The 26,205-nt window shown below is 71.7% G+C and carries 25 protein-coding genes; 9 read left to right on the forward strand and 16 right to left on the reverse strand.

The features are described 5' to 3' along the window. Positions 1-6: 6 nt before the first annotated feature. From PH203_RS39590 to PH203_RS39600, 3 genes are all read right to left on the reverse strand, one after another. The gene (locus PH203_RS39590; RefSeq protein WP_289926703.1) at positions 7-2,082 is read right to left on the reverse strand and encodes a DUF4139 domain-containing protein; all 2,076 of its coding nucleotides are present in this window, start codon (positions 2,080-2,082) and stop codon (positions 7-9) included. An 88-nt stretch (positions 2,083-2,170) separates the two neighbouring features. Further along, the gene (locus tag PH203_RS39595; protein ID WP_289926704.1) at positions 2,171-2,488 is read right to left on the reverse strand and encodes a hypothetical protein; all 318 of its coding nucleotides are present in this window, start codon (positions 2,486-2,488) and stop codon (positions 2,171-2,173) included. Then, positions 2,485-3,303 (reverse strand): phytanoyl-CoA dioxygenase family protein, encoded by an 819-nt coding sequence (locus tag PH203_RS39600; protein ID WP_289926706.1) that lies wholly within the window; start codon positions 3,301-3,303, stop codon positions 2,485-2,487. Before PH203_RS39600 ends, PH203_RS39595 begins: the two co-directional genes overlap by 4 nt. 70 nt (positions 3,304-3,373) lie before the next feature. Between PH203_RS39600 and PH203_RS39605 the strand changes: the two genes are divergently transcribed. The 4 genes from PH203_RS39605 to PH203_RS39620 all read left to right on the forward strand — a co-directional run bounded on the left by PH203_RS39605 (position 3,374) and on the right by PH203_RS39620 (position 7,365). After that, the gene (locus PH203_RS39605; protein ID WP_289926707.1) at positions 3,374-4,159 is read left to right on the forward strand and encodes an AraC family transcriptional regulator; all 786 of its coding nucleotides are present in this window, start codon (positions 3,374-3,376) and stop codon (positions 4,157-4,159) included. Positions 4,160-4,334: 175 nt separating this feature from the next. Continuing rightward, the gene (locus PH203_RS39610) at positions 4,335-5,246 is read left to right on the forward strand and encodes a peptidoglycan-binding domain-containing protein (protein ID WP_289926708.1); all 912 of its coding nucleotides are present in this window, start codon (positions 4,335-4,337) and stop codon (positions 5,244-5,246) included. 329 nt (positions 5,247-5,575) lie between these two features. Beyond that, the gene (locus PH203_RS39615; protein WP_289926711.1) at positions 5,576-5,905 is read left to right on the forward strand and encodes a hypothetical protein; all 330 of its coding nucleotides are present in this window, start codon (positions 5,576-5,578) and stop codon (positions 5,903-5,905) included. After that, complete coding sequence (locus PH203_RS39620; RefSeq protein WP_289926713.1) at positions 5,905-7,365, forward strand: M14 family zinc carboxypeptidase; 1,461 nt, start codon at positions 5,905-5,907, stop codon at positions 7,363-7,365. Before PH203_RS39615 ends, PH203_RS39620 begins: the two co-directional genes overlap by 1 nt. Positions 7,366-7,650: 285 nt before the next feature. Here PH203_RS39620 and PH203_RS39625 read toward each other — a convergent pair whose 3' ends face one another. The 3 genes from PH203_RS39625 to PH203_RS39635 all read right to left on the reverse strand — a co-directional run bounded on the left by PH203_RS39625 (position 7,651) and on the right by PH203_RS39635 (position 11,045). Beyond that, positions 7,651-9,375: an acyl-CoA dehydrogenase family protein gene (locus PH203_RS39625; RefSeq protein ID WP_289926714.1), complete on the reverse strand. Its 1,725-nt coding sequence runs from the start codon at positions 9,373-9,375 to the stop codon at positions 7,651-7,653. 86 nt (positions 9,376-9,461) lie between these two features. Continuing rightward, positions 9,462-10,034: a PadR family transcriptional regulator gene (locus PH203_RS39630; protein WP_289926716.1), complete on the reverse strand. Its 573-nt coding sequence runs from the start codon at positions 10,032-10,034 to the stop codon at positions 9,462-9,464. Between the two features lie 123 nt (positions 10,035-10,157). After that, positions 10,158-11,045: an NAD-dependent protein deacetylase gene (locus PH203_RS39635; protein ID WP_289926718.1), complete on the reverse strand. Its 888-nt coding sequence runs from the start codon at positions 11,043-11,045 to the stop codon at positions 10,158-10,160. 136 nt (positions 11,046-11,181) lie between these two features. Here PH203_RS39635 and PH203_RS39640 point away from each other — a divergent pair, with 136 nt between their 5' ends. After that, complete coding sequence (locus PH203_RS39640; protein ID WP_289926720.1) at positions 11,182-12,408, forward strand: PP2C family protein-serine/threonine phosphatase; 1,227 nt, start codon at positions 11,182-11,184, stop codon at positions 12,406-12,408. Between the two features lie 30 nt (positions 12,409-12,438). Here PH203_RS39640 and PH203_RS39645 read toward each other — a convergent pair whose 3' ends face one another. Further along, on the reverse strand, positions 12,439-12,585 hold the full coding sequence (locus tag PH203_RS39645; RefSeq protein ID WP_289926721.1) for a hypothetical protein: 147 nt from the start codon (positions 12,583-12,585) through the stop codon (positions 12,439-12,441). Between the two features lie 13 nt (positions 12,586-12,598). On the opposite strand from PH203_RS39645, the gene PH203_RS39650 reads away from it, so the two are divergent. Then, positions 12,599-14,362 (forward strand): serine/threonine-protein kinase, encoded by a 1,764-nt coding sequence (locus tag PH203_RS39650; RefSeq protein WP_289926722.1) that lies wholly within the window; start codon positions 12,599-12,601, stop codon positions 14,360-14,362. 39 nt (positions 14,363-14,401) lie between these two features. Here the strand turns inward: PH203_RS39650 and PH203_RS39655 are convergent, their stop codons facing one another. After that, positions 14,402-14,599, reverse strand: coding sequence for an AzlD domain-containing protein (locus tag PH203_RS39655; RefSeq protein ID WP_354671297.1), 198 nt, complete (start codon positions 14,597-14,599; stop codon positions 14,402-14,404). 444 nt (positions 14,600-15,043) lie between these two features. Here PH203_RS39655 and PH203_RS39660 point away from each other — a divergent pair, with 444 nt between their 5' ends. Both PH203_RS39660 and PH203_RS39665 read left to right on the forward strand, forming a co-directional pair. Then, positions 15,044-15,370, forward strand: coding sequence for a hypothetical protein (locus tag PH203_RS39660; protein WP_289926723.1), 327 nt, complete (start codon positions 15,044-15,046; stop codon positions 15,368-15,370). A 156-nt stretch (positions 15,371-15,526) separates the two neighbouring features. Then, positions 15,527-16,015, forward strand: a complete 489-nt coding sequence (locus tag PH203_RS39665; protein WP_289926724.1) for a flavin reductase family protein — start codon at positions 15,527-15,529, stop codon at positions 16,013-16,015. Positions 16,016-16,072: 57 nt separating this feature from the next. On the opposite strand, the gene PH203_RS39670 is transcribed toward PH203_RS39665, so the two are convergent. The 8 genes from PH203_RS39670 to PH203_RS39705 all read right to left on the reverse strand — a co-directional run bounded on the left by PH203_RS39670 (position 16,073) and on the right by PH203_RS39705 (position 25,029). Continuing rightward, the gene (locus PH203_RS39670; protein WP_289926727.1) at positions 16,073-16,753 is read right to left on the reverse strand and encodes a class I SAM-dependent methyltransferase; all 681 of its coding nucleotides are present in this window, start codon (positions 16,751-16,753) and stop codon (positions 16,073-16,075) included. Positions 16,754-16,931: 178 nt separating this feature from the next. Continuing rightward, the gene (locus tag PH203_RS39675) at positions 16,932-18,968 is read right to left on the reverse strand and encodes a glycoside hydrolase (protein WP_289926729.1); all 2,037 of its coding nucleotides are present in this window, start codon (positions 18,966-18,968) and stop codon (positions 16,932-16,934) included. 682 nt (positions 18,969-19,650) lie between these two features. Next, positions 19,651-20,544 carry a universal stress protein gene (locus PH203_RS39680; RefSeq protein WP_289926730.1) on the reverse strand — a complete coding sequence of 298 codons (894 nt, stop codon included), beginning with the start codon at positions 20,542-20,544 and terminating at the stop codon, positions 19,651-19,653. A gap of 176 nt (positions 20,545-20,720) precedes the next feature. Continuing rightward, positions 20,721-21,125: a CBS domain-containing protein gene (locus tag PH203_RS39685; RefSeq protein WP_289926731.1), complete on the reverse strand. Its 405-nt coding sequence runs from the start codon at positions 21,123-21,125 to the stop codon at positions 20,721-20,723. Between the two features lie 99 nt (positions 21,126-21,224). Beyond that, positions 21,225-21,560: a hypothetical protein gene (locus PH203_RS39690; RefSeq protein WP_289926732.1), complete on the reverse strand. Its 336-nt coding sequence runs from the start codon at positions 21,558-21,560 to the stop codon at positions 21,225-21,227. Positions 21,561-21,772: 212 nt separating this feature from the next. Beyond that, entirely contained in the window at positions 21,773-22,438 is a 666-nt protein-coding gene (locus tag PH203_RS39695; protein ID WP_289926734.1) for a hypothetical protein, read from the reverse strand. 627 nt (positions 22,439-23,065) lie between these two features. After that, positions 23,066-23,560, reverse strand: a complete 495-nt coding sequence (locus PH203_RS39700) for a hypothetical protein (RefSeq protein WP_289926735.1) — start codon at positions 23,558-23,560, stop codon at positions 23,066-23,068. 137 nt (positions 23,561-23,697) lie between these two features. Beyond that, positions 23,698-25,029, reverse strand: coding sequence for a phosphoribosyltransferase (locus PH203_RS39705; protein ID WP_289926736.1), 1,332 nt, complete (start codon positions 25,027-25,029; stop codon positions 23,698-23,700). Between the two features lie 483 nt (positions 25,030-25,512). Between PH203_RS39705 and PH203_RS39710 the strand changes: the two genes are divergently transcribed. Then, entirely contained in the window at positions 25,513-26,202 is a 690-nt protein-coding gene (locus tag PH203_RS39710; protein ID WP_289926737.1) for a hypothetical protein, read from the forward strand. The last annotated feature ends 3 nt before the right edge of the window (positions 26,203-26,205 follow it).

Below are 26,205 nucleotides of genomic sequence, written 5' to 3' on the forward strand. Positions count from 1 at the left end.
GGTGTGTCAGCTCCTGCGGTTGCCGCCGACCAGGGCCTTGGCGGCCGGGATGCGGATCTCGTAGCCGCCGTCGCGGGCGGCGGTGCCTCCGGCGGGCAGGCCGACGCGCCACACGCGGGTGCCCGGGGCGAGACGGTCGGGCCCCTCGTCCGGGGGAACCTCCCAGTCGGCCCGCTCCTCGATCCGCACGTCGGCCTCGGAGGCGACCGGGACGTGCTCGCGGATCTCGACGGAGACCGGCCTGGCGAGCCGGTTCGCGAGTTCGACGTGGACGCCGTGGTCGAGCACGGTGACGTTGTTGCGCAGCCCCGCGGTCGACTCCTTGACGCTCGTGCGCCGGGTGACCTGGATGCCCTCCGCCGGCCCGAGCCCCATCCGGCGGACTGCGCCCGGGGCGAGGGTGGGCAGCGCGGCGGTCAGAACGAAGTCGTCGTCGACCCCGACCTCCACGGGCCCCGCCAGGAGAGCCTGGTCGGTGGCGTTGGCCAGCACCAGCGTCTGGTACACCCGCTGCTCCACCGACGGCACACAGACATACTCGGTCCGCAGACCGACCGGGATCTCCGTGACGGTGACGGTGCGCCAGGTGCCGTCCGAGGGGATGTCGGCGCGGGCGACGGCGTCGTAGCGGTGGTCGAAGGACCCCGCCGACTCACGGGGGCGTACTGCGTGGCCCGGCAGCGGCAGCGCGGCGACCGCTTCGGCACGTCGGCGGTGTTCGGCCGCGACGGGGTCGAAGGAGGTGGCGGGGAACAGCATTCCCCTGCGGGCGGCGGGCTCGTCGGGCCCGTCGAGGACGAGCGCGGCGTAGTCGAGTTCGGCGCCGCTGGGCTGGGGAGGGCCGACCACAGGTGCGGGCGGTGCCGGAGGCGGGGCGATCGGACCGGAAGGTGGTGCCGGTCTGGCGGCCGCGGCGGGACCAGAAGGCGGTGCGGGTCTGGCGGCGGGTGCGGCCGGGAGCGCGCCGCCTGCCGCGGGCCTGCTGAGTCGCGCCCGTTCCGCCTGCGGGGCGGCCGCCATCGCGTCGAGGCCGCCAGGGGCCGCCGGCGCCGGGGGAGGGCCGCCGTAGGCCGGTGCGGCCGGGAGCGGGGGGACCGGGCCGCCTGCGGGGGCAGCCACTGGCAGTGCGGCCCCGACGGCGGTGGGCACGACGTGCCGAGTGGGGCGCGGGCCCGCCGAGTCGTACGCGGTGAAGAGGTCGGCGAGCCCGGTCGGGGGCTCACGCCAACCCGCCGGTTCGGGGGCGGGCTGTCGGCGTCCGATCCGCAGCGAGCGGAGCCGTGGCGCCTCTGTGCGGCGGCTGAGGTCGGCGGTGGCCAGGGCGATGCGCACGCCGGTCCAGTCCTCACCGGTGCGCTGGGCCACGGAGGCGCGCAGCACGAGGGTGCCGCTGCCGTCGCCCTGACGGTACGTCAGGCGGTAGGCGGGTACCCATACGGCGCCCGGGACGGCGTACTCGATCTCCAGCCGCGCCTCGCCGGTTCCGTCGAGGGTCACGGCCGCGCAGACCGTGGTGTTCACCGGTCCTGACGGAGTGTCGGTGGAGGCGCGGCGCCAGCGGTCCGTGGCGACGTCGAGGTCGTGCTCGAGTCGGCGCAGCTCCTCCTCCAACGCCGCAAGGCGCTCGTGCAGGCTCGTCAGCCGCCCGTCGACGAAGTCGACGAGCGTCAGCCACGCCTCGACAGGGGTACGGCGGTGTGGATCCTCACGCTTACGGGGCGGAGGGACCGGGTGGAGACCGGTGATCTCCTTGATCCGGTCCAGGAGACGGTCGCGCCGCCCGCGTACCGCCGCGCACGCGTCCTGAAGCCGCTCCTTCTCCTCCCGCAAGCCGTCCGAGGGCCCCGAACCGGCCGGCTCGGCAGCCACCTCGACGCGGACCCCGGTCACCCGCACATCGCCGTCACCGACGACGCGGGCCCGCACGGAACCGGGATCCGCGCAGCGGGGCAGCCCCGTCACCAGAACCCGGCCGTCGGACGGCACCGTGCCCCGCGCCAGACGGCTGCACAGTGCGCCTTGCGCGTACACCACGACCGCGTCGAGATCGGACGTCCACCGCGGTACCTCTTCGGACTTCATGCACCCAGCCCCCGTCATGTCCGTGCCGGGCGAAGCCTAACGTCCGTGCGGCCGTGGTGCTCCGGCCCTCGCACGCCCTGGTGGACGCTCACATGTCGACGAGCTTCTCGAAGAAGAACTCGTGCTTGAGGAACGAGGTCTCGTGCTCCGCGCCCGGGTACGGCGGGATGAGCTGGGCCGCCTGGAAGAGCCGCCAGCCGTCCTGGAGGGCGCCGAGGCCGGTCTCGTAGGGAGGCTCGTCGCTGTCCCCGGTGGTGGGGTGGGTGGTGGCGGTGCCGTCGTAGCGGGCCCAGCCGACGACGGGCGAGTCGAGGGCGGAGGTCTCCAGATACAGGACGAGGACCTGCTGGCGTGTGCGCGTGGCGCCGGCGGCGAGCCGGGGCTTGTCGTGGTCGGTGATGGTCATGCCTGGCTCCTCAGGGCGGGCCGGTTCTCGATGCGCGTGGCCCAGTGGTCGATGTCGAAGCCGGGGTCGCCGCTCAGGACGCGCCACAGCCGGATCCGGTTGTGTATCTCCAGCCGGCCGGTGGCCGTTTCGTACCAGGGGAAGAAGCGCCCCAGTTCCTCACGCACGGCGGGCGAGTCCAGGTCGGACACGTCCCACGACCGGACCTGGGGCACGGTCGGGTTGAAGCGGATCTTGTACATGTGGCGGACGGTGTCACTGTCGTTGCGCCGCCCGCCGTGCCAGATGCCGTGGTGCAGCAGCATGACCGTCCCGGCGGCACAGGTCAGCCGGGTCTGGCCCCGCAGGTTCTGATAGCGGCCGGTGTCGGACTCGTTGGTACGGCGCAGATGACTGCCCGGCACGACGAGCGTGCCGCCCATGTCCGCGGTGACCTCCTGCGGGTAGTACATGAGCTGCACGTCGAACGCGTCGGTCCGTACGTCGATGAGGGCGTCCGCGTGCAGCGGCTGGGCGCTGCCCTCGTGCGGCTCGCGGGTGTGCACGAAGTGATGGTCGACGGTCGGATCCGGCCCCACCAGACTCTCCAAGGCACCCGCCACCGCGGGGAGTTCGACGAGGCGGCGGGCGAAGGAACCCTCGGTGAACGCCTTCGGCACCGGCGTTCCGTACGGCACGGCGGGCAGCCCGGCGGCGAAGACGCCGAGCGCCTCCTCGTTCATCTCCCGGGGCACGACGCCGTCGAGACGCAGGAAACCGTGGGCCACGAACCGCGCCACCTGGACGGTGTTCAGCAGCTGACGTGTGGTTGACATACGGCGACCCTAGAAACCAGGCCCTCACCTGTAATGGGCTGTACCCGACGAGCACTGGTAATTTTTCACCATGCGACAGCAGGTGGAGCTGGCCCTCGATCTTCCGCCCCAGGTGGCGAATGCCGGCGTGGGCGTCCACGGGGCGACCGGCCCGCACGAGGTGTTCCGCCTCCCACGGCTGTGGCAGCTCCATCTGTACGGCTACTCCGGCACGTTGGAGTTCGGCGGTGTCTCCCACCCGATCCGCCCCGGACACGTGAGCCTGGTGCCACCCGACACCGAGGTGCACTTCCACTACGACGCCCCGCGGTGCGAGCACCTGTACGCCCATTTCCGGCTGCCCGGCGACGGAGAGCGGCGCCGGCTCCCGGCGATGCAGGACGCCGGTGCGGACGCACCCGCGCTGCGCGCGCTGCTACGGCAGACGGTCGCGGCGCACGCGCAGTCCCCGCCGCGGGCCGCCGCGGAGCTGTGGACGGCTCTGTGGCGCACGACCACCCTGACCGACGCCACGGAGAACGGGCCCAGATCTCGGCATCCCGCACTGCGGGCGGCCATGGCACATATCGAGGAGCATCTGGCCGGTCCGCTGACCGTCCCGGCCGTCGCCCGCGCCGCAGGCGTCTCGCACACCCACCTCACCCGGCTGTTCCGCCAGGACACCGGACACACCGTCATCGCCTACATCAGACACCGCCGCATGGAACGCGCCCGCCACCTTCTGATCGCCTCCACCCTGGCCATCCCGGCGATCGCAGCAGCGGTCGGCATCCCCGACCTCCAGGCGTTCAACAAGACGTGCCACAAGGAACTCGGGGCGTCACCGCGCGCGGTGCGACAGGCGGCGAGCGGGTGAGCGCAGCGGTCACCGGTCCGCCGGGCCGGGCGAGGTGCGGGATCCGGTCCCGTCTCCTTCCACGTGGCCGGTTCCCGACTCTCCGGACGTGGGGATTCCAATTTTCGAATTCCTTCGCACGCCATGTGTGTTGTTTCTGATTAAACTACGGACGCTCTGCGGAGAAGGAGTGCGTGTGAGTGAACCGACGGGTCCCGCCTGCCCGGAGTGCGGCACGGCTCGGCCGGCGGACGGTGGCCTGGCCTGTTCCTGCGCCCGTCGCGCATCCGACGCGCACCGCGCGGCCCGTGCGGCGGAGGCGGCGGCCGCGGAGGATTTCGATCCGGTGCGGATCCGGCCTTTCGTGGAGATCGGCGACGGACCGGCCGACGACCCCGACGGCATCACCCCGGCGCCCGGCTCCTCATCCGACCCGGGTGGGCCGTCCGAGCCCGAGGCCGCAGAAGGCGGGGAGCACGGCGCCGTCCCGCACCTCGACGAACTCGCCCCGCTTCCCTCGGACGCCGGCTCGCGGACCCCTCCACGGCGGCGAAAGGTCCTGCTGGTCACCGGCCTGGGAACCGCCGCGGCCGTCCTGCTGACGGGCTGCCTGGTCGGCGGGCTCCACTGGTACGACAGCCCCGCGCGGGACGACTCCTCGTCCGGCGGCGTACGGGCGGGCCTGCCGGACGCGCAGCCCACAGGGAACGCGCCCTCGTCGCCCGACGCCTCCCCGTCGGCACCCTCCGAGTCGCCGTCTCCGTCCGCCTCACCCGACACGACCCCGACCTCGGGCCCGCCCACCCCGACCGGCGGCACCACCCCCACCGCAACCACTTCTGGCACCCCCACCGCAAGCCCCACATCGAGTCCCCCGAAGGACGAGAACCCCGTCCTCCGTCCCGGTGACCGGGGTCCGGAGGTGACCGAGCTCCAACTCCGCCTGCGGCAGGTCGGGTTCTACGGCGGCGACGCCGACGGCACCTACGACACCGACGTCGAGAACGCGGTCCGCGGCTACCAGTTGACCCGCCTGGTCGCGGACGAGCCGGGCGTCTACGGTGCGGCGACGCGGGCCTCACTCGAGTCCGAGACCACGGAGCCGTGACGCGCGGATTCCGCGGGACGCAGACATGCGCGTCCTGTGCGACCGGCGGGTCATCCGTTCTGCCTCTTCGTGCGGAGGATGCCGAGCGCGGCGACTGGAGGCGGTGACTGCCAGTTGTGCCGCCGAAGTTGACAGCGGCCGGGCCCGGTTTCACTATCGGCAGTAGTGGCGGATTGTCGGATTTGGCCTGCTTCGCTGAAGGAGGCCGACCTGAGTCCCGGCCTTCCCGCTCTCGTCGGCGCCGTGCCCTTCGTCGTCCCCCGCGCATGCGCGCGCCCGCCGGCTTCGGCTCCACATGTGAGACGGACAAAGCGCCCAGGGAGACGACCATGAACGACCCATCGCAACGCGCTGCACAGCCACCATCCGAAAGCCCGGCGATCCGCTTCGACGCGACCGTGCACCCCGGGGTCACCAACCACAACCTCCGAGCCGTCGCCGATCTCGACCTGGACCGGATGCCCGACCCCGAGGACGAGGTCCGCCTGCTCGTCACACCGGAGGACTGCCGACGACTGCTGGAGAGCGGTTACGAGGTCCACCTGCGCGCCCTGGTGCCGGTACGGCCGGTCCCCGCCGAGCTCGTGGAGACCGACGAGTCGGTCATGGCCTGGCTCGAGGAGCGGGTCCAGGGCATCGAGCGGGCGGGAGGCGCGTGATGTACCGGACCGTCGCCCAGCTCGACTCGCTCACCGCGGCTCTCGCCGCCTGGTTCCCCCAGCTGTGCACCCGCACCAGGCTGCCGGAGCGCTCCGTGCAAGGGCGTGACGTGTTCGCCCTGCGGCTGCGCTCCGGCACCGGCACCAACCGGCGGGGCGTGCTCCTGATCGGCGGCACCCACTCCCGCGAGCTGATGAACCCGGACGCTCTGGTGGAACTCGCCGTCGACCTGGTCGTCAGCCGGCTGAACGGCACCGACATCGTCTACGGCGGCCGCACCTGGACCGCCCAGGACGTCCGGCTGATCCTCGACACCCTCGACGTGTGGATCGTGCCCTGCATCAACCCCGACGGCCGCGAGCACGTACTGACGGTGGACGGGATGTGGCGCAAGAACCGGCGCGACAACCCCGGCACCGCCTGCGACGGTGTGGACCTCAACCGCAACGCGGCCACCCTCTGGGGAGTCGCCGAGGGCCAGACCTCGTGCAGCCCCTGCAGCGACGTCTTCGCCGGATCGGGCGCCTTCTCGGAGCCGGAGACCCGCAACGTCAAGCATCTGCTGGACACGCAGACCATCCACAGCTTCGCGGACGTGCACTCCTACTCCGAACTCGTCCTGTATCCATGGGGTCACGCGTTCAACCAGAGCACCGATCCGTCGAAGCGGTTCACGACGCTGCCGACGGGAACCTGCGCGCCCATCGGCAGCGCGGGCTACCAGGAGTACATCACCGTGCGCGACCAGCAGCGCTTCCAGACGGTGGCGGGCCGGATCGTGGACGCGATCGCAGCGGTGCGCGGACGGGCGTACACCCCGCAGACCGGACGCGCTCTGTATGCCACCACCGGTACGCAGAGCGACTACGCCTACAGCCGGCACATCGCCGACCCCGCCCTGGGCAAGACCTACGGCTTCACCTTCGAGACCGGGCCGAGGGCGGCGACCATCGAGGACTCCTTCCACCCGGCCGATCCCACGCTCATCAAACGCGACGCCAAGTCGGGCCTCATCGCGCTCGCCCAGCAGAGCATCTGCGCCTTCGACCTGATCGGCCTGAAGCTGCTCGGCCGCACCAGCGAGGTGGACGCCCTGCGCACCGTCCGCGACAAGGCGTTGGCGAGGACCGAGGCCGGCCGTGAGTGGATCACCCTGATCGAGCGGGTCGAACTCCCCATCGCTCCCGTCCTGTTGGACGACGAACGCCTGGCCGCCAGGGCCGCGAAACTGCTGGCCCGTGCCGGGCAGCTGGTGGCGGACCCGGACCAGCAGGTCGGTGACGAGGAAGTCGATCTGGGCCTGGACCTGGTCCGTGAGCTCGACGACAGGTGCGGGGCCGAGGACGCCACGGTACGCGCCGACCTCAAGGCCGTCAGCGCGCTGCTGGAGCGACTGCGGGGCCGGTCGTCCGCCGAGCTGCTGAAGCACCTGACCAGTCAGGGCCCACGCAACGGCTGACGGCCCCCAGGGGCCCCGAGGGGCAGAGGCACCGGTCGGCATGGGGTAGAGTTGATCACGAGCTGGTCGCTGCAACTCACTTCGACCGGTGCTGCGTTGGTGGTCCAAGGAAAGACGCCCCGCTTCCTGCGGGGAAATGCAGGTGCAAGGCCTGCCCGGCGCTCGATCTGGGGCCCGTCCGTATACGGACGGGCCCCATGCGCGTTTGATCACGCCGAGTCGATCCGGCGCACCGGGTGGCCGGGCCCGTCTCGCGCCCGGCCACCGTCACTGCCTGCGGCGCGGCTACGGGGCCATCTCGTACGCGCCGGACAGCGCCTCGACCCGCTGCCAGACCCGCTCCGTGCGCGCCGTGTCGACGACCGGCCGGCGGACCGAGCTCAGCGCCCACTCCTGCTGCTGTCCGGTGGCCGAGTCCTTGCCGTGCAGTTCGACGGCGTGCTGGGAGAAGTCCCGTACGAGGACGGCGAAGAGTTCGTCGAGGACGTCCTCGTCGAGCCCGGTCAGGGCGGCCTGCTCCAGGACGAGCTGGCCGTGCACGACGAGGGCGAAGAGCTGGCCGATCGACAGGACGAGGTCGAGGTCGCGGCTCTGCTCCGCGTCGGGGCCCGCCGTGGTGACGAACTCGCAGAGCGCGTCGGCCTGTTCGCGCAGGCGGGCGACGTTGGGAAGATGCGCGTACGTCTCGAAGGCCGGACGCCAGTCGTGGAAGCGCACCGAGCCCAGGCCGCGGGCCGGGCCCTGCCGGAACAGGAAGTCGTCGTCGGCCGCGTCGAGACGGGTCGGGACGGCGGGGTAGTCGGCCGGGTCGAGGAGATGGCTGCGCATGAACTTCAGGATCAGCGCCAGGTTGACGTGGACCGTGCCCTCCAGCTTCGGCAGGCTGCGGATCTCCACGGCCGCCTGGCCGAAGTAGTTGTCCTTCTCGAAGCCCTTGGCGGCGATCACGTCCCACATCAGGTCGATGACCTTCTCGCCCTCCGTGGTCACCTTCATCTTCGTCATCAGATTGAAGAGGAGGTAGCGGCGGTCGTCGGGGCCGGCGGAGCGGAAGTAGTCGACGGCGCGGTCGCTGAACAGCTTCATACCGACGAGCCGGACGTAGGCGTCGGTCAACTCGCGGCGCACATGCGGGAAGGCGGTGACGGGGCGGCCGTACAGGATGCGGTTGTGGGCGTGGGTGACGGCCTCGTACATCGCGTGTTCGCAGATGCCGATCGAGGCGGTGCAGAGGTTGAACTTGCCGACATTGACCGTGTTGAGGGCGGCGTCGAAGGCGGCGCGGCCGGTGTGCAGGACGTCCTCGGCCCTGACGGGGTAGTTCTCCAGGCGGAACTCGCTGACGAACTTGGAGGAGTCGACGACGTTCTTGACCAGGTGGTAGTCCGGGTGGCGGCTGTCGGCGGCGAAGAACACATAGCCGTCGGGGCCCTCGACGTCGGTCCGGCGGCCGAAGACGGAGACGAGTCCGGCGGCGTTGCCGTTGCCGATGTAGTACTTGGAGCCGGTGGCGCGGAACCCGCCGTCGCCGTCGGGCGCAAGGAGCATGTCGGTGGAGTAGATGTCCGCGCCGTGGGCCTTCTCGGACAGGCCGAACGCGAACACCTCACCCTGGGCGAGGAGTTCGGCCGCGCGGGCGCGGGCGGCGGTGTTGTCGCTCTGCCAGACCGGGCCGAGGCCGAGGATGGTGACCTGCCAGGCGTACCAGTAGTCCAGGCCGTAGAAGCCGAGGATCTCGTTGAGCGCGGCGATCCGGGCGGTGTCCCAGCGCTTGTCCGGCTCCTGTTGCCCGGCGGCGGCCGACGGGGTCAGGAAGGTGGCGAACAGGTTCTCCTTCGCGGCGAAGGCGAGGAAGTCCCCGAGCCAGGCGCGGGTCCGGTAGTCCTCGATCAGCTGCCGCTTCCCACGCTCCTCGAACCAGTCGACGGTGGCCCGCAGCAGCCGGCGCGTCTCGGGGTCGAAGTGCGCGGGGTCGTATGTGCGCGGGTTGAAGAGCAGCTGGTCAGCCATGGTGAGGGCCTCTTTCGGCTGGCGGGCGGACGGGAATCGTGCGGTGGTCGAAGGGGGGTGGAGGTGCGGGTGGCGGTGCGGGGGCGTCAGCGGACGGGGTCGAACCGGGCCAACGTGGCGAGCACGTCGTCCAGCCAGCCGATCATCATGCGCTCGTACGCGATACCGCCGCGCAGTACGACGTGCTGGAGCTCCCGCTCCGGATCGAGGGGTGCTCGCCGGGCGGCCGTGCCGGCTTCGGGACCGGTGAAGTCCCGCTCCTCGCCGGCGAGATAGTGCTCCAGCCGGTCCTGGTGGGCCTGCCGGTGCCGCTCCACCTCGCGGATCAGGGCGGCCGGGTCGTCGAAGGCGGCACCCCGGATCTTCACCGCCAGGTCATGGCGGACGCTGTCCGGCTCGATCGGATCGTGCAGCCATGAGGACAGCGCGGCCCGGCCGAGGTCGGCGACGGAGTACTCCTTCTTGTCCGGCCGGCCTTGCTGCGGGACGTCCCGGACGTCGACCCAGCCGTCGTTCTCCATGCGCTTGAGCACGCGGTAGATCTGCTGGTGCGTCGCGGTCCAGAAGTAGCCGATGGACCGCTCGAAACGCCGGGCCAGCTCGTAGCCGGAGCCCGGCTTCTCCAAGAGCGACACCAAGATCGCGTGTTCGAGCGCCATGGACGACGATCGTGCTATGCAACTCGTTGCATAGCAAGTCTCCCGGGCTCCGATGCGACGCGGCTCACCTTCGTCGGGAACGCGTGCCGGTGCAGAGGGAGGCGACGGCGGGCCTTGCGCTTCCTACGCGTCGACGTGGAGGCCCAGCCGCCCCGCCACGCCGCTCAAGGTCGGGCCCAGGGGGAGCGCGACGCGGGTGAGCGCGTGCCGGTCGCCCCGGGTGGGGTCCCGGTTGACGATGAGCACCGGTGTTCCGGCCTGGGACGCCTGGCGGACGAAGCGAAGTCCGGACATCACCGTCAGGGAGGATCCCAGGACCAGCAGCGATGACGCCTCACGGACCAGCCGGCGGCAGTGCTCGACCCGCGCCGCGGGGACGGTTTCACCGAAGAACACGACGTCCGGTTTGAGGATGCCGCCGCAGATCGCGCAGGGCATCACACGGAAGTCCCCGACCTGTGCGTCGGTGAGGTCGGCGTCGCCGTCGGGGTTGATTCCCGCAGCCACCGGCTCGAAGCCCTCGTTGGCCTCTTCCAGGCGCAGCGCGAGGTCACGGCGCGAACTGACCGCGCCGCAGGACAGGCAGACGACGCGCGCCAGGCTGCCGTGGAGTTCGACGACGTCCTTGCTGCCGGCGGCCTGATGCAGGCCGTCGACGTTCTGAGTGATCACACCGGAGAGCAGTCCGGACCGCTCGAACGCGGCCACGGCCCGATGCCCGGCGTTGGGGCGGGCACGGCCGAAGGTGCGCCAGCCGAGGTGGCTGCGCGCCCAGTACCGGCGGCGGGCCCGGGCGTCGGCGGTGAAGTCCTGGTAGGTCATCGGGGTGTGCCGGCCAAGACTGCCGCCCTCGCCCCGGTAGTCGGGGATGCCCGACTCCGTGGAGATGCCCGCCCCGCTGAGCACCAGCACACCGCCGGCCTTCAGGACGTCGACGACCGGCGCCGGATCCGTGGTGCCGGGCGGCAGGTCCTCGTCAGGCGTCCAGCTCAGGGTGGGGCGCATCCGCATGCCGCCAGGGTACGGAACCCGTGAGCGCACCGCCGTCGTACCGGCAGAGGAAGCCGCCGCACCGTGTGCTCCGCTCGCCAGCGGGTAGTCGGTGTTCTGCCCTGGAAGGCGGCGGCCATGGCAGGAGGCGGAGGACGTGGTTGAGCATGCCGCGGTGGCGTCGAGGCTGATCAGGCTGATGCAGGACAGCCACACCGTCACGCTCGACAAGCTGCCGGAGCTGATCGCAGGGCACTGCGCCGAGGTCGGGGTGCATGACACCGCTGTCTTCGTCGCCGACCTCCGGGAAACAGTGCTGCGCCAGGTCACCGGGAACGGGCCGACCGCGGGCGAGGGCGGGCTGGAGTTCACCGTGCACGGCACCCTGCCCGGGCAGGCGTACCAGCGGGTGGACCTGCTTGCCCAGACGGATCACGCGGCCGGCGATCCGAACCACCGTCGGCGGTGGTGGGTGGCCGTCACCGACGGCGTGGAGCGGCTGGGCGTACTGCGGGTGGACACGGACACCGACGACGAACCGACCCGACAGGCACTGCGTGACCTGGCGGCCATGACAGCCCTGCTCCTGTTGAGCAAACGCTCCTTCAGCGACTCCTTCTCACGGCTGGTGCGCACCGAGCCGATGAACGTGGCCGCCGAGATGCAGTGGCACCTGACCCCGCCACCCGCCTTCGCCGGATCCGAGGCCACCGTCGGCGCCGTGATGGAACCCGCCTACCAGGTCGGCGGCGATGCCTTCGACTACGCCGTCGCGGGCAACGTCCTGCACCTGAGCGTCTTCGACGCCATGGGCCACGACACCACCGCCGGGATCACCGCGAACGTCGCCGTCTCCGCCTGCCGCAACGCCCGCCGCCAGGGCGCCTCCCTGGAAGAGACCAGCCGGCACGTGGAGGCCACCCTCATCGAGCAGTTCGGGACCAGCCGTTACGTCACCGGCATCCTGGCCGACCTCGATCTCGTGACCGGCCGGCTGACGTGGATCAACCGCGGCCACCACTTGCCGGTCCTGATCCGCGGCAACCGGTGGACCACCGAACTGGTCTGCCGCCCGGCCGGCCCGATGGGAGCCGACCTCGGTCTGCCGGTGACCGAATGCGTCGAGCAACTCGAGCCCGGGGACCGCCTGTTGCTGTACACCGACGGCGTCATCGAGGCGCGTGACGCCCACGGCAGGCAGTTCGGCCGGGACCGGTTCGTCGACTTCGTGCTGCGCCACCACTCCGGTCGGCACACCCTGCACGAAACCCTGCGACGGCTGATGGCGGCCGTGCTGCTCCACCACGACGGAGCGCTCGACGACGACGCCACCGTGCTGCTCACCGAGTGGCGTGGCGGACATCAGGACAAGCTGACCCCGTGAACGTGCCAACTCCGGCGCGAGCCGCGGCCGTCACCTCCACTGGCAGGTGGTGACGAGGACGAGGGCGGCGGCGATGCGCCGGCGGTACCGGCCGATGCCGGGGGAGCGGTCAGCGGTCCGCCTGCGCGCCCGGCGCTCCCCGTCCGGGGCCCGTCGGGCGGTGTCGGAGATGCCCACTAAGCTCCCGCCCATGAGTGAGGCAGACGGAGGCCCCGGCAGACGGGTCGTCGACGGGCGTTTCGAGTTGGAGGCCCGTCTCGGCGGCGGCGGGATGGGCATGGTCTGGCGGGCCAGGGACCTGGCGCTGCACCGGCTGGTGGCGGTCAAGGAGGTCCGCCCGCCCGACCGTGACCTCGCCGAGTACGACCCCGAGGCGGCGCGGATGCTCCGGGAGCGTGTGCTGCGCGAGGCCAGGGCCCTGGCCCGCATCGACCATCCGAACGTCGTCACCATCCACCACATCGTCGACGGCGGCGAAGGCACCTACCCGTGGATCGTGATGGAGCTGGTCGCCGGCGGCTCGCTGGCCGACCGGCTGGCCCGGGAACCGATGACGCCGGCCGAGGCGGCACGGATCGGCCGCGGTGTGCTGGCCGCACTGACCGCCGCCCATGACGCAGGCATCCAGCACCGGGACGTCAAGCCCGCCAATGTGCTGCTGCGGCACGACGGGCGCCCCGTCCTCACCGACTTCGGCATCGCCGCGATCCGTGAGGCGACCAGCCTCACCGTCACCGGCTCGATCATCGGCACACCCGACTTCATGGCACCGGAGCGGATCTCGGGGCACGAGGGCGGATCCGCGTCCGACCTGTGGTCGTTGGCGATGATGCTGTACACCGCGGTGGAGGGCCACCACCCGCTGCAGCGGGGCACGACCCTGGCCACCCTCGCCGCGGTCCTGCACGAGGACGTGCCGCCCCCGGTACGGGCCGGCGCCCTGGGCGACGTCCTGATGAGCGTGCTGGTACGGGACCCGTCGGCGCGCCCGTCCGCCGCTGCCCTGGACCGTCGGCTGGCCGTGATCGAAGCCGAGCCGTCCGGCGCCGCGTATCCGCGCGACGAGCCCACCTCGTATCCGCTGGCCGCGCCCTCCACGCCCTCCGGCCCCTCGTACCACGGTGTCCCAGGGACGCCCTTCACCTCCGGGGTGAGCGTTTCGGGCGCCACGGCCCCGGGGCACACCGCCGGGCCGCCCGGATTCGGCCCTCCTCCGGTGCTCCCCACGCCGGGGACGACGGCGCCGCAGTCGGTGAACGCGCCGCTGCGCGCGGCGCGCCGACGCACTCCCGGCCGCGCCGTCCTCCTGAGCGTCTCCGGAACCTCGCTCGTCGGCGCCGTGGCCCTTCTGTGGTGGCTGCTGCCCTTGAACGACGGCTCAGCCGACCTGGGCACCGGTGGCGCCACGCACACATCGGCCTCGCCGTCCGCCACCGCGCAGTCGAAGGAGACGGCCAAGGCGACGGCGACGGCGACGACGGCGACGGAGGAAGAGGGATCGGCGGGCATGCTCACTCCCGGCAACATCCGCACCGCCATCACGGCACTGGAGAAGGAGAGCGGCCGCAAGAGGTTCGGCAGTTTCTCGGTCTACCCGGACTATGTGACGGCGCGGATGATGGTGGACGGCAGTGACACCGCGTACGAGACGTACGACTACCGCCCGGGTACCGGTGCGCGGAAGGGCATCATCGACGGCACCCTGAGCAGTTCCGAGGAACCCTTCAGCGCCGAAAGCTTCAACTGGGACCGCGTCCCTGCGCTCTTGGCGGAGGCGGACAAGAAGCTGAACGTCAAGAATCCGGAGCTGCGCTATGTGATCGTGCGTCACCCCGACGTCTTCACGCCCGGGTTCGGGCTGGCCGTGTACCTCACGGACAAGTACGGCCGTGCCGGATACCTGGAGACCGACACCCGGGGCAAGGTGCTGGAGGTGCACCCGGCACAGGACTGACGGCGCGTCCTGCCGGGGGCCGGGTCGGACGAGGAAGGTTCAGCCGGCGAAGAGGGTGCTGGTCGGCAGGGCATGGACGGCGGTGCCGCCGAGGATGCCGGGCAGGGCGTGGCGGCGCCACCGGTGCAGGCCGACGGTGACGGCCAGCGCGGCGAGCGGGGCGACGGAACGTGCCTGGGTCACCGGCAGGTCGTGCAGGCAGTGGACGACCAGGATGATCATGACGCCGGCGGGCATGCGGGTCTTTGATCCGGCGTCGGCGCCTCCTGCTGGGGGTGGGATGGCGAGGCCGGGGTAACCGCGTTCGTACCAGGGCCTCGCCACCGGGGCCCTGCGTCGGCCGTTCGGGGAGGAAGCCGTGGCAGGAATGTTGGACAGGATCAGGCAGTTCGGCAGGAGCCCGCAGGGGCGACGTGCCGTCGAGCAGGTGCGTCGAGCCTCCGCGGATCCGAGGCGCCGCGCCCAGGCACGGCGGTTGCTGGGGCGGCTGCGCGGACGGAGCCGCTGAGCCGGTCACCGCCAGCGTCCGGAGTGTGAGGCCGCGTCAGCGTCCGTGATGTCCGAGGGCACAGGCGGCGCGGGCGCGTTGTCAGTGGTCGGCGCAAGAATGCCCTGCAAGATCAACACCGGGCCCGGACGGGGCGCGCGGTGTCCGTTCCTTCTGCCGGAAAGGCCCTGCCGATGCCCCACGCCCCCTCCCTGGCACCGGTTCCGCGCGGTGCGTCAGCGGCCGACGTGCTGCGTCTTGTCTCCGACTCCCGCACCCCGGTCTTCGTCACCGCACACCCGGGAGGACGGGTCCGCTACGGCTACTGGCGTTCGATCGACTCCGCCACCGGCCGGGGTGGCTGTTACGTCGCCCTGCCGACCGAGGTCTGCGAGGAACTGCGCTCCGCCGGGCGCCTCACCCTGGGCGAGCCCGTCACGGACCCGGCCAAGACCACCTGGCGGGTCAGCGCGGCACGCCCGCAGACCGGTGCGGGACGCGCACGGACCCGCGCCGCGTGAAGGACGCCCGCCCGCCTGTTCTGCCAGTTCCGTCGGTTCCCCGTCGAGGGCGCGTAGGCCGACCGGCACCCCTCGTCCTCTGGATGGCATGGTTTCGTGCTCCGTGGTGAGGTGATGCGAAAGGGCGGGGCCACGGATGACGGGAGCGGTCTGGGCATGGCGGGCAGTGACGAGTTCGTCGGACGGCTGGACCCCGAGATGTGTGTGGTCACGGCCGCGGCCGACGGCGAACGGGCCGGCTGTCTGGTCGGCTTCGCCTCGCAGTGCTCCATCCGGCCGGTGCGGTTCGTGGTGTGGCTTTCCGAGGTCAACCACACCTTCCGGGTCGCGCAGGCCGCGTCGGTCCTGGCCGTGCATCTGCTGACCCGTGAACAGCGTTGCCTGGCCGAGTTGTTCGGCGGGCGAACCGGCGATCAGGTGGACAAGTTCCGACACCTCCGTTGGCGGGAGGGCCACGCCGGGGCCGTGATCGTCTGCGATGCGGCGGCCTGGTTCGTCGGCCGGATCCTCACGCGCGTCGACGGTGGAGACCACGTCGGCTTCGTCCTGGATCCGGTCCAGTGGGGCGGGAGCGAGGCGCACGCAGGGCCGCTGCTGCGCCTGGGCGAGGCCGGCTCCATCTCGCCCGGTCACCCGGTGGACTGACCACGCCACCTGGACGGCTCTGCCCGGGGAGGAGTCACCGGGGGCGTGTCACGACGGTCAGCGCAGTCGGCGCGCACGTAGCACCAGGTCGTCGGTGTGGTGGGCGCCCGCGCCGCCGTCAGGCGCCACGCGGGGCCGTTGCTCGTCCACCTCGATCTCCCAGTCGTCGTCGAGAAGACCGGTGACCATCGAGGGCCAGACGTAGTCGGCGGGGTCGAAGCCGCTGTCGTGGGCCTGCTGGGTGTCCACCCCCGCGTGGTGGACGAGCAGCAGCGTGCCGCCGGGCGCGACGGCCGCGAGCAGCGCGCGCTCGGCAGCGGCGTCCGGGGTGCGCAGCAGGGCCGGGTACTGCGCGGAAACGAGGTCGAAGGAGGCCGGCGGGAGCGCCGCCTCGGTGAGTTCGGCATGGACCCAGCGAACGGTGACTCCGGCGTCCCGCGCATGCCCGGCCGCCCGTTCCAGTGCCACGCCCGAGACCTCGAGCGCGGTCACGTCCCAGCCGCCACGGGCGAGCCAGACGGCGTCCGCGCCCTCGCCGCAGCCGACGTCGAGCACTCGCCCGGGGGTGAGCCCGGCGACCTCGGCCACGAGCGCACCATTGGGCCGGCCGCTCCACAACTGCTGCCGGTCGGCGTACCGGCTGTCCCACTCCGCCCGCACCGCGGGGTCCCCGAGGTATCCGTCGGTGGGCAGGGCGAGGTCGGAGGCGGATGATTCCGTTGCGATGTCGTCGGTCACGGGCCCACCGTCGCTCACTGCCCGCTGCACGGCCACTGTTGTTGCCGGTTCGGCAAAAGCAGGCCTGCGTCGGCGCGTGACCGGACCGCGCGGGGCTGTAGTCGGCCCAAGGGCGACCACGCCGAACGCTCGGCCGGGAATCCCGGCCGAGCGTCCGTCAGAATGGTTCGCGGCGTGCTCAGCCCACTTCGGTGATCCGCCACCGCTGGTTGGAACCGGAGTTGGCCTGCCACGTCGTGACGGCCGCGCCCTCGTTCGTCGCCTGGCCGCCGACCTCCAGCAGCCGTCCGGTCGCCGCGTTCACCAGCGTCCAGGTGCCGTCGCCCGTGGTCGACAGGATCCACTCCGTCGCCGGGTCTCGCTCACCCGTGTCGGCCTCGATCACCGGCACGTTGTCACGTACGGCGAGCCGCTTGCCCTCGGCCGGGTTGGCGAAGACGTACCGCGCACGGTTGCTGCCCTTCTTGCCGTACTTCGCCTCCAGCCGCCACTCCTGCGCGACCGTGCCGTTCGCCGAGTTGATGACCAGGTTGGTGCCGTTCGCGCCGACGGTCACCGCCTTGCCGCTCTGCACACCGGTCAGCGTGTACGAGGCGCCCTTGCTGAACAGGCTCGCGTCCTTCGCGACACCGGAGACGCCCTTGACGGCGAACGACGTCACGGACTGCGCGGGGACGGTGAACGTCGCCCGGCCGTCGACGACCTTCACCGGGGCCTGCTCCACCAGCTTGCCGGCCGCGTCGGTGACGGTCGGGGTGACGGTGGCGTGCTCCTTGATCTTCCCGAACTTCGACAGGTCGATCGTCACCGCGCGGGGTGCGGTCGTGGAGTTGACGTGGACCAGCGAGGCGCCCTTGCCGTCCTTCGTCACGGCGGCGGCGCTGGAGGTGTCGTTCGCCTTGATCAGACGGTCGCCGGGCTTGATGAAGTGCGTGAAGTTGCGGGCCGTGTCGAACTTGGTGTTCGTGTAGATCGGGCAGGACTGCAGCGTGTCCGTCGACGTGCAGCTGAACGGCAGCTGGATGGAACCCCAGTTGCCGCCCTTGGCGGACTCGCCGCCCGGCTTCATGTTGTCGTAGTCCTCGACCGGCTGCCAGAACACCCAGGCCTTGGGCTCCAGTTCACGCAGATCGTTCACCATCTGCTGGGCCAGGCCCAAGCCGGGGCGCATGTCGGTGAAGCTCTGCCCGTCACCCCAGTCGCCCTCCACCTCGCTCATCCACAGCGGCTTGTCGGCCGCCTTGGCGAGATCGCGGACGGTGGTGCGCTGGCCGGTGCCGTAGGTGTGGACGTTCATCTGGCCGACGAGGTCCTTGGAGCCTTGCGAGTAGGAGTTCCAGTTGGTCGCGAACAGACCGGGGTTGGTCTCGTCCATCGCCGATATGTCGGCCTTGACCTTGGCCTTCTTCAGTGCCGGCGCCAGCGCGGCCAGCACCTTCTCCTGCATCGCGGGCCCGATGTGGGCACCTTCCTGACGGCCGCCCACCGGTTCGCCGTCGGCGTCCAGACGGGTTCCCCAGTAGCCGGTGTTGGGCTCGTTGAACGGGTCGACGGTGTCGACCTTGATGCCCTCGGACTTCTCCAGCCGCTTCGTCGCGCCGGCCAGGTAGGCGGCGAAGTCGGAGACCGAACTCTCCTTGAGCTGCTCGGCGTTGGAGTCGAAGCCGCCGGAGACATAGCCGCTGACCGTCATGAACCAGGGCGGCGAGTTCGAGAACGTCTCCCAGTGGTCGATGTCGTTCTTGATGCGCTCGACCCACCAGCGCTGCGTGGCGTCCGCGTCCGGGTTCCAGTCGGCGGGGTCGTCGGCGCTCCACCAGTCGGTGTCGGTACGGGTGGTGCCCTCCGGCGCCTTCCACCAGCCCTCGACCGCGCCGCCCGCGCGCAGGTAGTCCTTCACATCGGGGGCGTTGCCGCCGCCGATGTTGTAGCGCGCGATGTTCAGCGCCAGACCGTCGTCCCCGAAGAGCAGATCGGCGAGCTTCTCGCGGATCTCCTTGGGGTAGTCGCCGGTGGCGTTCGCGAACCAGACGAGGCTGGTGCCCCAGCCCTCGAACTTGTCCTGCTTGTACGACGGGTCGGGCTGGACGGTGACCGACGCGACCGTGTCGGCCTGCGCGAGCGGGGCGGGGACGGAGAGCAGTGCCGCTCCGGTCGCCAGCGCGGTCATCGACGCGGCCCCGAGGAGCCGTCTGCTGCGGGTGAGTCCTGCCATCGTGTGCTCCCAGCTTCATAGGTGGAAACGTTGCGGTGGTCCCTCCCGCCGGACGTACGGGGAGGGCGCCCCCGGGCGGGCCATGTGCCGCCCGGGGGAACAGAGGTGGGGGAGTGGATCAGGGCTGCGGTCGGCGTGCCTCGGTGTCGTCGGCGCGGTTCACCAGGAACGGGAACTGTTCCTCGGCCTTCCGGCGAACGATCAGCCCGACGCGGCCGCGTGCTTCGGTCGGGGGTTCGCCCGCGATGCCGACCGGCGCCCGGAAGCGCGGCAGCGGCCCGGTGAGCCCCGCTTTGCCGTGGCGGGTGGAGGCGGTGCCGGGTGCAACGTTGTCATGGTCGTTCCTCAGCGATGTCTCCGTTTGTCCGTGCGGCTGCGGGGCGCGATGGTCACGCGAACATCGATCGGCGAAGTGGAGTCCCGCGCTGTTATGTTTACGTAAACATTCGATGGCGGCATGTCTACACGCCCGCTATGACGAAGGTCAAGGGTGTCTCCCGGGAGGCATGTGACCAGGGCGGTGCAAGAACAGGCACGGGGTGGGCAACGGACGCCGTGCGGCTGTGGCGTCAGGGCGTTGTCGCCCTGACGCCACGTCATCCTGCTCGCCGCCGGCAGACCCTCCGCCTCAGGTCGGTCCCGGCCGTCGTGCGGCGGCATGAACGCCCGGCGGAGGGGGAGCTCACGCGTGGGCCACGACGACGACGGGGCACCGTGCGTGGTGCATCGCCGCGTGTGCCACGGGTCCGGTGTGTGTGCCGAGCCGGGACGACCGGATCCGTCGTCCGACGACCAGCAGGCCCGCATCCTGCGCGAACGCCGGCAGACGCTGTGCCGGACTTCCCTCCCGCGTCAGTTCATGGACCTCGACGGTGGGGAACTTCTGCCGCCACGGCTCCACGACGGCGGCCAGGGTGTGCGCGGCGGACGCCTGGATCGCTTTGCGCGCCCTCGCCACCGCGGCACCCTGCACGTACGGCAGCCGCCACACGGACACCGCCCGCAGCGGCGCGTCACGCAGCGCCGCGCACTCGAAGGCGAAGGAGAGCAACTCCTCGCACGCGTGCGCCGGATCGACGCCGACGACGACGTCCCGGTACGGCGTGTGCGCCGAGGGCCGGCCGTCCGCGTCCGGCAGATGCTCGTCCGCCAGCGAATGATGGGCGCGTACGAGCACGACGGGCCTGGTCACGTGGGCCACCGTCGCCTGGGCGACCGATCCCACCAGGAACCCGCCCAGGCCGCCGAACGCGCGGCTGCCCAGCACCAGCAACTCGGCGTCCGCGCCCGCCCGGGCCAGGACGTCGTACGCGGAACCGGCGATCTGCTCGGAGCTCACGGAGAGCTGCGGGTAACCCTCGCCCAGCCGGTCCACGGCGTCGGCCAGAACTTGGCGCGCCCAGCGGCGCGGCTCGTTCAACTCCGGCCGTTCCGTCTCACCGGGCGTCGTGACGCCCTCCCATGCCTGCAGCAGACGCAGCGGCAGGCCGTGCCTGAGCGCCTCCCGGGCCGCCCAGTCGGCGGCGGCGAGGCTCTCGCGTGAACCGTCCAGTCCTACGACCACGGGGCGCAACACGGCCGACACCTCCTCTGACCGGTGCCCGCACGCCCTTGTGCGGGCCCCTCACTGCCAGGATCGCGGTACGGCATGCACCACCGTCAGGGGCCGTTGCGACCTGGCCGTTGGGCCTTACGTCCCCGGCACCACCAGATGGAAGGGCGACCACCCGTCGGCGAGGACGGAGGGGACCGTCATGCGATGTCGACGACGTCCCCGAGGCCATCCAGTTCCTGAGTGGCCAGCCGGAACACGTCGTCGAAGGTGACGACGCCCACCAGCCGTCGCTCGGAGAGGACCGGAACCCTCCTGACACCCAGGTCGCGCATGATGCGGTACGCCGCCATCACATCGGCGTCCGCGTCGACGGACGCCGGGGCACCCGTCATCACGGCCTCGACACGCGTCTCGGCGGACAGACCCGTGGCGAGGACGCGGTTCACCAGGTCCCGGTCGGTCACCACGCCGACGAGCGAATCGTCGCCGACCACGAAGAGGTAACCGGCATCCAGGGCGCGCATGGTGAGAGCCACGTCCCGCACGGACTCCGTCGGCGGTACCGTGACGGGCGGACCGGACATGATGTGACGGACCAGCATTTCCCCCTCCTAGCCCCTTGGCCGGCTCCCGTGCGCGGCCATGAAGGAGGGGTGCGCGTTCCCGGCACCCCTCCACGCGTCGCTCCTTGCAGAGCGGCGTCAGGCGACCCTGCGCAGGTGCTGCTCCTTCTCCAGCACCTTGGCCTCATCGGTGAACCTGCGCGTGATTCCCGCCAGGAACCGCAGTGCCTCGTACCAGAAGTACGCCGCGCCGGCGATGAGGAATCCGGTGATCGTGACGCCGATGGTGTCGTTGCGCACTGCGAGGTCCCAGACCCCGAACAGATCGAAGTCCGCGAGCCACGCGGCGCCCATGCCGAGAGCCACCAGGGAGAACGCCCAGAGCTCCGGCAACAGATACAGGTAGCGGTGCCCGATCTTCGCGACGATCAGCACTGCCAGCCCGAGCAGCGCCAGCATCCCGAACGCATACATGAGATCCGCCGCCTTCCTGAGATGGGGAAACGGACGCCGACGGGAGGGGGCGACGTGAACTCGGCTGTCGTGCCCCTCTGTTGCCAGCGTCGCGCGCCGGCACCCCGGATGCCAGGGCCGACCGGGGCTTGCGGCGGTGCCGTTCGGCCCGAGTGCGAAGGGCGCTTGTGGAACGCGGTGAGCGCGGCGCCGGCCCGTCCTGTGCCGCGGCGTCAACCGTAGGGGACGGACAAGACCGGGGACGTGGCCCGGCGCACGGCGGCATGGGCCACCGCTCCGAGCCGAGGTGTGTCGCCGGAGGCGACGCGGTGTCCGAGGGCGACGAGGGCCGCGTGTCCGCCGGCGGTGGGCACGGCACACGCAGGGACATCCTCAAGACACACCTCCTCCACCCGCACCTCGGGAATCTTCTGCCGCCAGGGCGTCAGGACCTCGGTGAGCAGCCGTCCGGCGCGGCGGACACGAGGCGGCCGCCGTACCGCCGCGGCCAGGCTGTTGTGGCCGTGACCGGCGTCGAGCGTGAGGAGGACGGGACCGTCGGGGGCCGGCTCACCGGGGTGGGACTCGGGCGGTCGTACGAGCGTGAGGGGGAAGTCGGCCACGGCGGCGGTCCTGGCGCTGGTCGAGCCGAGCAGGGAAGCGGACGTGGTGCCCAGGCCGCGGGAGCCGGGGACGAGGGGTCCGGCATTCACGCCGGCCGTCAGCAAGGCCTCACCGGGCGGGGTGCCGAGCACGCGGGTGTCGACGGGCAGTCGCGGGGGGCGGGTGCTCAGGCGGACGGCGGCCAGATCGAGGGAGCGTACCGCCCAGCGGCGACGTGCGGCCGCCTCCGACGGGTCAGGACGGGCGCCGTTCGCAGCGGGCCAGGGGGAGATCAAGTGCAGTGAGGTGCAGCGGAGTTCGGCCTCTACGGTCGTCCGGGGCGTCGTCCCGGATCCGCCGGGCGGATGGCTCAGTCGTCTCTCGTATACGTCAAGGCGCCGGCCGGGCCCTTCGCACCACCGGCAGGCATCTGGCCGCCGGGCGGCGGCGGCCTAGGCTTGGTGTCGAGCCCAGGACCCAGGCTGTCGCCTCAGGACGTGGCTGTGAGTACCCAGCATCACCCCGTGTCCCGAGCCGTCACGAGCGTCGGCCATCACATCGAGTCGGCTTCGGTTCGGCTTTCCCCGCCCGTTCTCCTCCCGCGCGACGGGTGGGGATCCTGGTGTCCGGCCGGCGGCAGGTGGGGGACGTCGGCCGGACACACAAGCTGAGCGCGACGTGGCCGCGGTGCGGGCTGGGCGGCATCACCGTTGCCGGTGAATCCACGGGGGCGAGTCGGTGACCGGTCACGATCTCGGCGGAGATCTGCACGACACGTCCCTTGCCCGCGGCGGACCACGGCGCCGGAAGGTCCTTGTCGTCGTCGCCCCGTCGGTATCCGACGCCCCCTGAACTCTGCCGGTGACCATCACGCTCCACCCGGTGCGGGGGACGATTCCATAGCCTCAACCCTCGTCAGGGGGTCACTTGTCGATCTTGATGTCGGAGATGAGCATGGTGGCGAGATCCGACTGGACCATCAGGTGCGTACGGTGCGTGCGATGGCCGGAGTCCTGCCAGGTCAGGGTGACCCGGCTCCAGCAGTGGCCCATACCGCTGTCGTTGTAGACGACGGTCCACCGGGTCGGCACGCCCTTGGCGCGCAGCACGCCGTCCTTGTGGTGAGCGGCCTCCCAACGGGCCAGGCTGCGTTGCAGTCCGGGCGTCAGGTAGTGGGCGCGCAGGGCGCTGGTGAGCCGTCCATGGCCGACGTCGTAGAGCACGTCGACATAGGCGCCGTAGAAGTCGGCGACCCGGTCGACGGCCGATGTCGGGCTGCCGGTGCGGACTGGTGCGGCGGCGGTGGCTGCGGACGTGGCGTCCGCCGTGTCGCCTGCGACGGTCGCCGATGCGAGCAGCCCGAGCGCCACCACGGCGGAGCCCCAGGCGAGTTGATGGAAGGTATGGGACGTGGTCATGTCGTTGTCCCTCCTTCGCCTGTGCACGAGAGTGCGGACATACCTTCACCCTCCGGTACATCGTGCCGGGGCGGTCGGACTGCAGGGCCAACTGGCCTTGTCCGGTGGACCGTTCGGTGGTGGGCGTACCGTGCCCGTCACGGTGACCGGCGCGGTGGTGCCTCGGCGGCGGAGCGTGCGAGATGCGTGGTGAACCAGTCGCGGGCCAGCTGCGCGGCCGTGGCCAGGGTGTCCGGTTCCTGGAAGAGATGGGTGGCGCCGGGTACCACCGCGAGCCGGTGCTCGCAGTGCAGCCGTTCGGCGGCGATCCGGTTGAGCCGGAGCACGGTGGTGTCGCGGCTGCCCACGATGAGCAGGGTGGGGGCGCACACCCGGACCAGAGCGGCGGGGTCGGCCAGGTCGGGGCGGCCGCCGCGAGAGACGATCGCGCGGACGGCGGCGTCCGGTGCGGCGGCCTCCAGTGCGGCGGCCGCGCCGGTGCTGGCACCGAAGTAGGCCACGGGCAGGCCGGTTTCGTCGCGCAGCCAGGAGGCGGCGGCGTACAGGCGCCGGGCGAGCAGGCGGACGTCGAACACGTTCGCCCGGTCGTGTTCCTCCTCGTCGGTGAGCAGGTCGAGCAGCAATGTGCCCAGTCCCGCCCGGTTCAGAACGTCGGCGACGTACCGGTTGCGGGGGCTGTGCCGGCTGCTGCCACTGCCATGTGCGAAGGCCACCACGGCCGGGGCCGCGTCGGACAGCACGAGCCGCCCGCCCAGCCGGGCCCCGGCGGCCGGTACCCGTACCTCCCGATTCGGCAGGGGGTGCGGGGCCACCGGGGGCCGAGCAGCCGACGCCTGACGCGCGGCCTGAGCGAGCAGCGCGGTCACCTCGGCGTCAGAGGTCTGGGTGAAGTCGTGGTACCAGGCGCCCACCGCGCCCAGGAACTGCATCGACCGCAGGCAGACCACCTCATCGGCGACCTTCCGTAGACGCCCGACCACGGGGGTCGGCCCCACGGGCACCGCGAGCACGATCCGGGCCGCGCCCTGGCCTCGTGCCACCTGGCAGGCGGCCTCGGCGGTGGATCCGGTGGCCAGCCCGTCGTCCACGATCACCACCGTGCGCCCGGCCGACGGCACGGGGGCGCGGCCCTGGCGGTAGCGGCTCACGCGCCGCTCCAGTTCGGCCCGCTCGGCGTCCTCCACGGCGGCCTGTTCGGCGGAGTCGAGCCCGGTGTCGGCGAGCACGGCGTGGTTGAGGACGCGCACGCCGTTCTCCCCGATGGCGCCGAAGCCCAGCTCCGGCTGCCAGGGCACGCCGAGCTTGCGCACCACGAGCACGTCGAGAGGTGCGGCGAGCGCGGTGGCCACCTCGTACGCCACCGGGACCCCGCCCCGTGGCAGACCGAGCACCAGCACGTCCTGGCCCCGCAGGAACTCCAAGCGCCGGGCCAGCTGCCGCCCGGCAGCCCGGCGGTCGTCGAAACGCATCTGCCGCCTCCCCGCACCGGATCGCGGCCCGACGGCACTCCACCGCCGCCCGCCGCGGAAGTGAGACGTCTTCTCCTTCCCATTGCAGTACGCGGCCGAGGACGGGGGCAGGGCCGACCGGCCCTGGCGAGGGGCCGGCAGGCCCTGCCGCGGGAGGATGTCGTACCGCGTCCGCAGCCCGGCGACAGTGGGCGGCCGCCGGGCCGGTCGGGCCCCGGCGAGGGCCGACCGGCTCTCGCGCGGCCCGTGCCCCGTCCGTTAGGCAGGAACTGAAGCGAGGGCTCCGCGCGACGGCCCCCTTTGGCGCGTGCGGGAGTCCGAAGCGAGAACGAGGACGGGACCCTCGGCCGTCACTCCACCGCAGTGCCGCGAGGGAACCCCGGCCACCCGGACCGAGACCCATACGACCGCCGGTGTGCGGCCCGTCCGTCCCCGCGCACCGGTCTCCTACCGCACCCCACGTGGGTGACCAGGGAGGACCCGATGTCCGAGCCGCGATCATGCCGACGACCGGAAGCGCGACTGCTGCCCCTGCTGATGGCCTGCGCCGCGCTGACGCTCTACACACGGCGCCTCCGCCCCAGGCTGCTGACCTGGGGTGCGACGCCGGAGGAGACCGGCGGTACCTACCCGGGCGACGAACTCGTGCCCGACGCCGACGGCACCTCCACCATGGCCACCACCCTGCCGGCGCCTCCCGAGAAGGTGTGGCCCTGGCTGGTGCAGATGGGCGACGACCGCGCGGGCTGGTACAGCTGGGACCGACTGGACCACCACGGGGACGCCAGCGCCGACCGCGTTGTGCCCGAGTGGCAGGACCTGAGGGAGGGGCAGCGGCTGCCCTCCATGCGGGACGGCAGGGCCTGGTTCACCGTGGCCCGCCTGGAGCCGAACCGCACCCTCGTGCTGCGCTCGGACCTGAACCTGGCCTGCGGCCGCTCCTTCGACCCGGAGTCCGAGCCCATGCCCTCGGCGCGCCTCGACGGCGTCTGGGGCTTCCATCTGCGGCCCGCCCCGTTCGGGGAGACCCGCCTGGTGGTCCGCACCCGCGGGCAAGGACGTCCCCGGTGGCTCGTCGGCCCGTTCGACCTGCTGCTGGGGGAGCCCGCGCACTTCGTCATGCAGACCCGGCAGTTCCAGAACCTGCGCGTCCGTCTCGGCGCGCAACGCTGAGCA

The organism is Streptomyces sp. S.PB5 (genome assembly GCF_030403745.1).
In the GTDB taxonomy this organism is placed as follows: Bacteria; Actinomycetota; Actinomycetes; order Streptomycetales; family Streptomycetaceae; genus Streptomyces.

Excerpts from the sequence above, each read along its gene's own strand:
- PH203_RS39705 (WP_289926736.1), bottom strand. The coding sequence starts at position 25,029 with ATGCGTTTCGACGACCGCCGGGCTGCCGGGCGGCAGCTGGCCCGGCGC.
- PH203_RS39700 (WP_289926735.1), bottom strand. The coding sequence starts at position 23,560 with ATGACCACGTCCCATACCTTCCATCAACTCGCCTGGGGCTCCGCCGTG.
- PH203_RS39665 (WP_289926724.1), top strand. The coding sequence starts at position 15,527 with ATGGCGGGCAGTGACGAGTTCGTCGGACGGCTGGACCCCGAGATGTGT.
- PH203_RS39660 (WP_289926723.1), top strand. The coding sequence starts at position 15,044 with ATGCCCCACGCCCCCTCCCTGGCACCGGTTCCGCGCGGTGCGTCAGCG.
- PH203_RS39690 (WP_289926732.1), bottom strand. The coding sequence starts at position 21,560 with ATGTATGCGTTCGGGATGCTGGCGCTGCTCGGGCTGGCAGTGCTGATC.
- PH203_RS39620 (WP_289926713.1), top strand. The coding sequence starts at position 5,905 with ATGTACCGGACCGTCGCCCAGCTCGACTCGCTCACCGCGGCTCTCGCC.
- PH203_RS39635 (WP_289926718.1), bottom strand. The coding sequence starts at position 11,045 with ATGCGGATGCGCCCCACCCTGAGCTGGACGCCTGACGAGGACCTGCCG.
- PH203_RS39650 (WP_289926722.1), top strand. The coding sequence starts at position 12,599 with ATGAGTGAGGCAGACGGAGGCCCCGGCAGACGGGTCGTCGACGGGCGT.
- PH203_RS39625 (WP_289926714.1), bottom strand. The coding sequence starts at position 9,375 with ATGGCTGACCAGCTGCTCTTCAACCCGCGCACATACGACCCCGCGCAC.
- PH203_RS39605 (WP_289926707.1), top strand. The coding sequence starts at position 3,374 with ATGCGACAGCAGGTGGAGCTGGCCCTCGATCTTCCGCCCCAGGTGGCG.
- PH203_RS39595 (WP_289926704.1), bottom strand. The coding sequence starts at position 2,488 with ATGACCATCACCGACCACGACAAGCCCCGGCTCGCCGCCGGCGCCACG.
- PH203_RS39615 (WP_289926711.1), top strand. The coding sequence starts at position 5,576 with ATGAACGACCCATCGCAACGCGCTGCACAGCCACCATCCGAAAGCCCG.
- PH203_RS39675 (WP_289926729.1), bottom strand. The coding sequence starts at position 18,968 with ATGGCAGGACTCACCCGCAGCAGACGGCTCCTCGGGGCCGCGTCGATG.
- PH203_RS39655 (WP_354671297.1), bottom strand. The coding sequence starts at position 14,599 with ATGCCCGCCGGCGTCATGATCATCCTGGTCGTCCACTGCCTGCACGAC.
- PH203_RS39685 (WP_289926731.1), bottom strand. The coding sequence starts at position 21,125 with ATGCTGGTCCGTCACATCATGTCCGGTCCGCCCGTCACGGTACCGCCG.
- PH203_RS39710 (WP_289926737.1), top strand. The coding sequence starts at position 25,513 with ATGTCCGAGCCGCGATCATGCCGACGACCGGAAGCGCGACTGCTGCCC.
- PH203_RS39600 (WP_289926706.1), bottom strand. The coding sequence starts at position 3,303 with ATGTCAACCACACGTCAGCTGCTGAACACCGTCCAGGTGGCGCGGTTC.
- PH203_RS39590 (WP_289926703.1), bottom strand. The coding sequence starts at position 2,082 with ATGAAGTCCGAAGAGGTACCGCGGTGGACGTCCGATCTCGACGCGGTC.
- PH203_RS39630 (WP_289926716.1), bottom strand. The coding sequence starts at position 10,034 with ATGGCGCTCGAACACGCGATCTTGGTGTCGCTCTTGGAGAAGCCGGGC.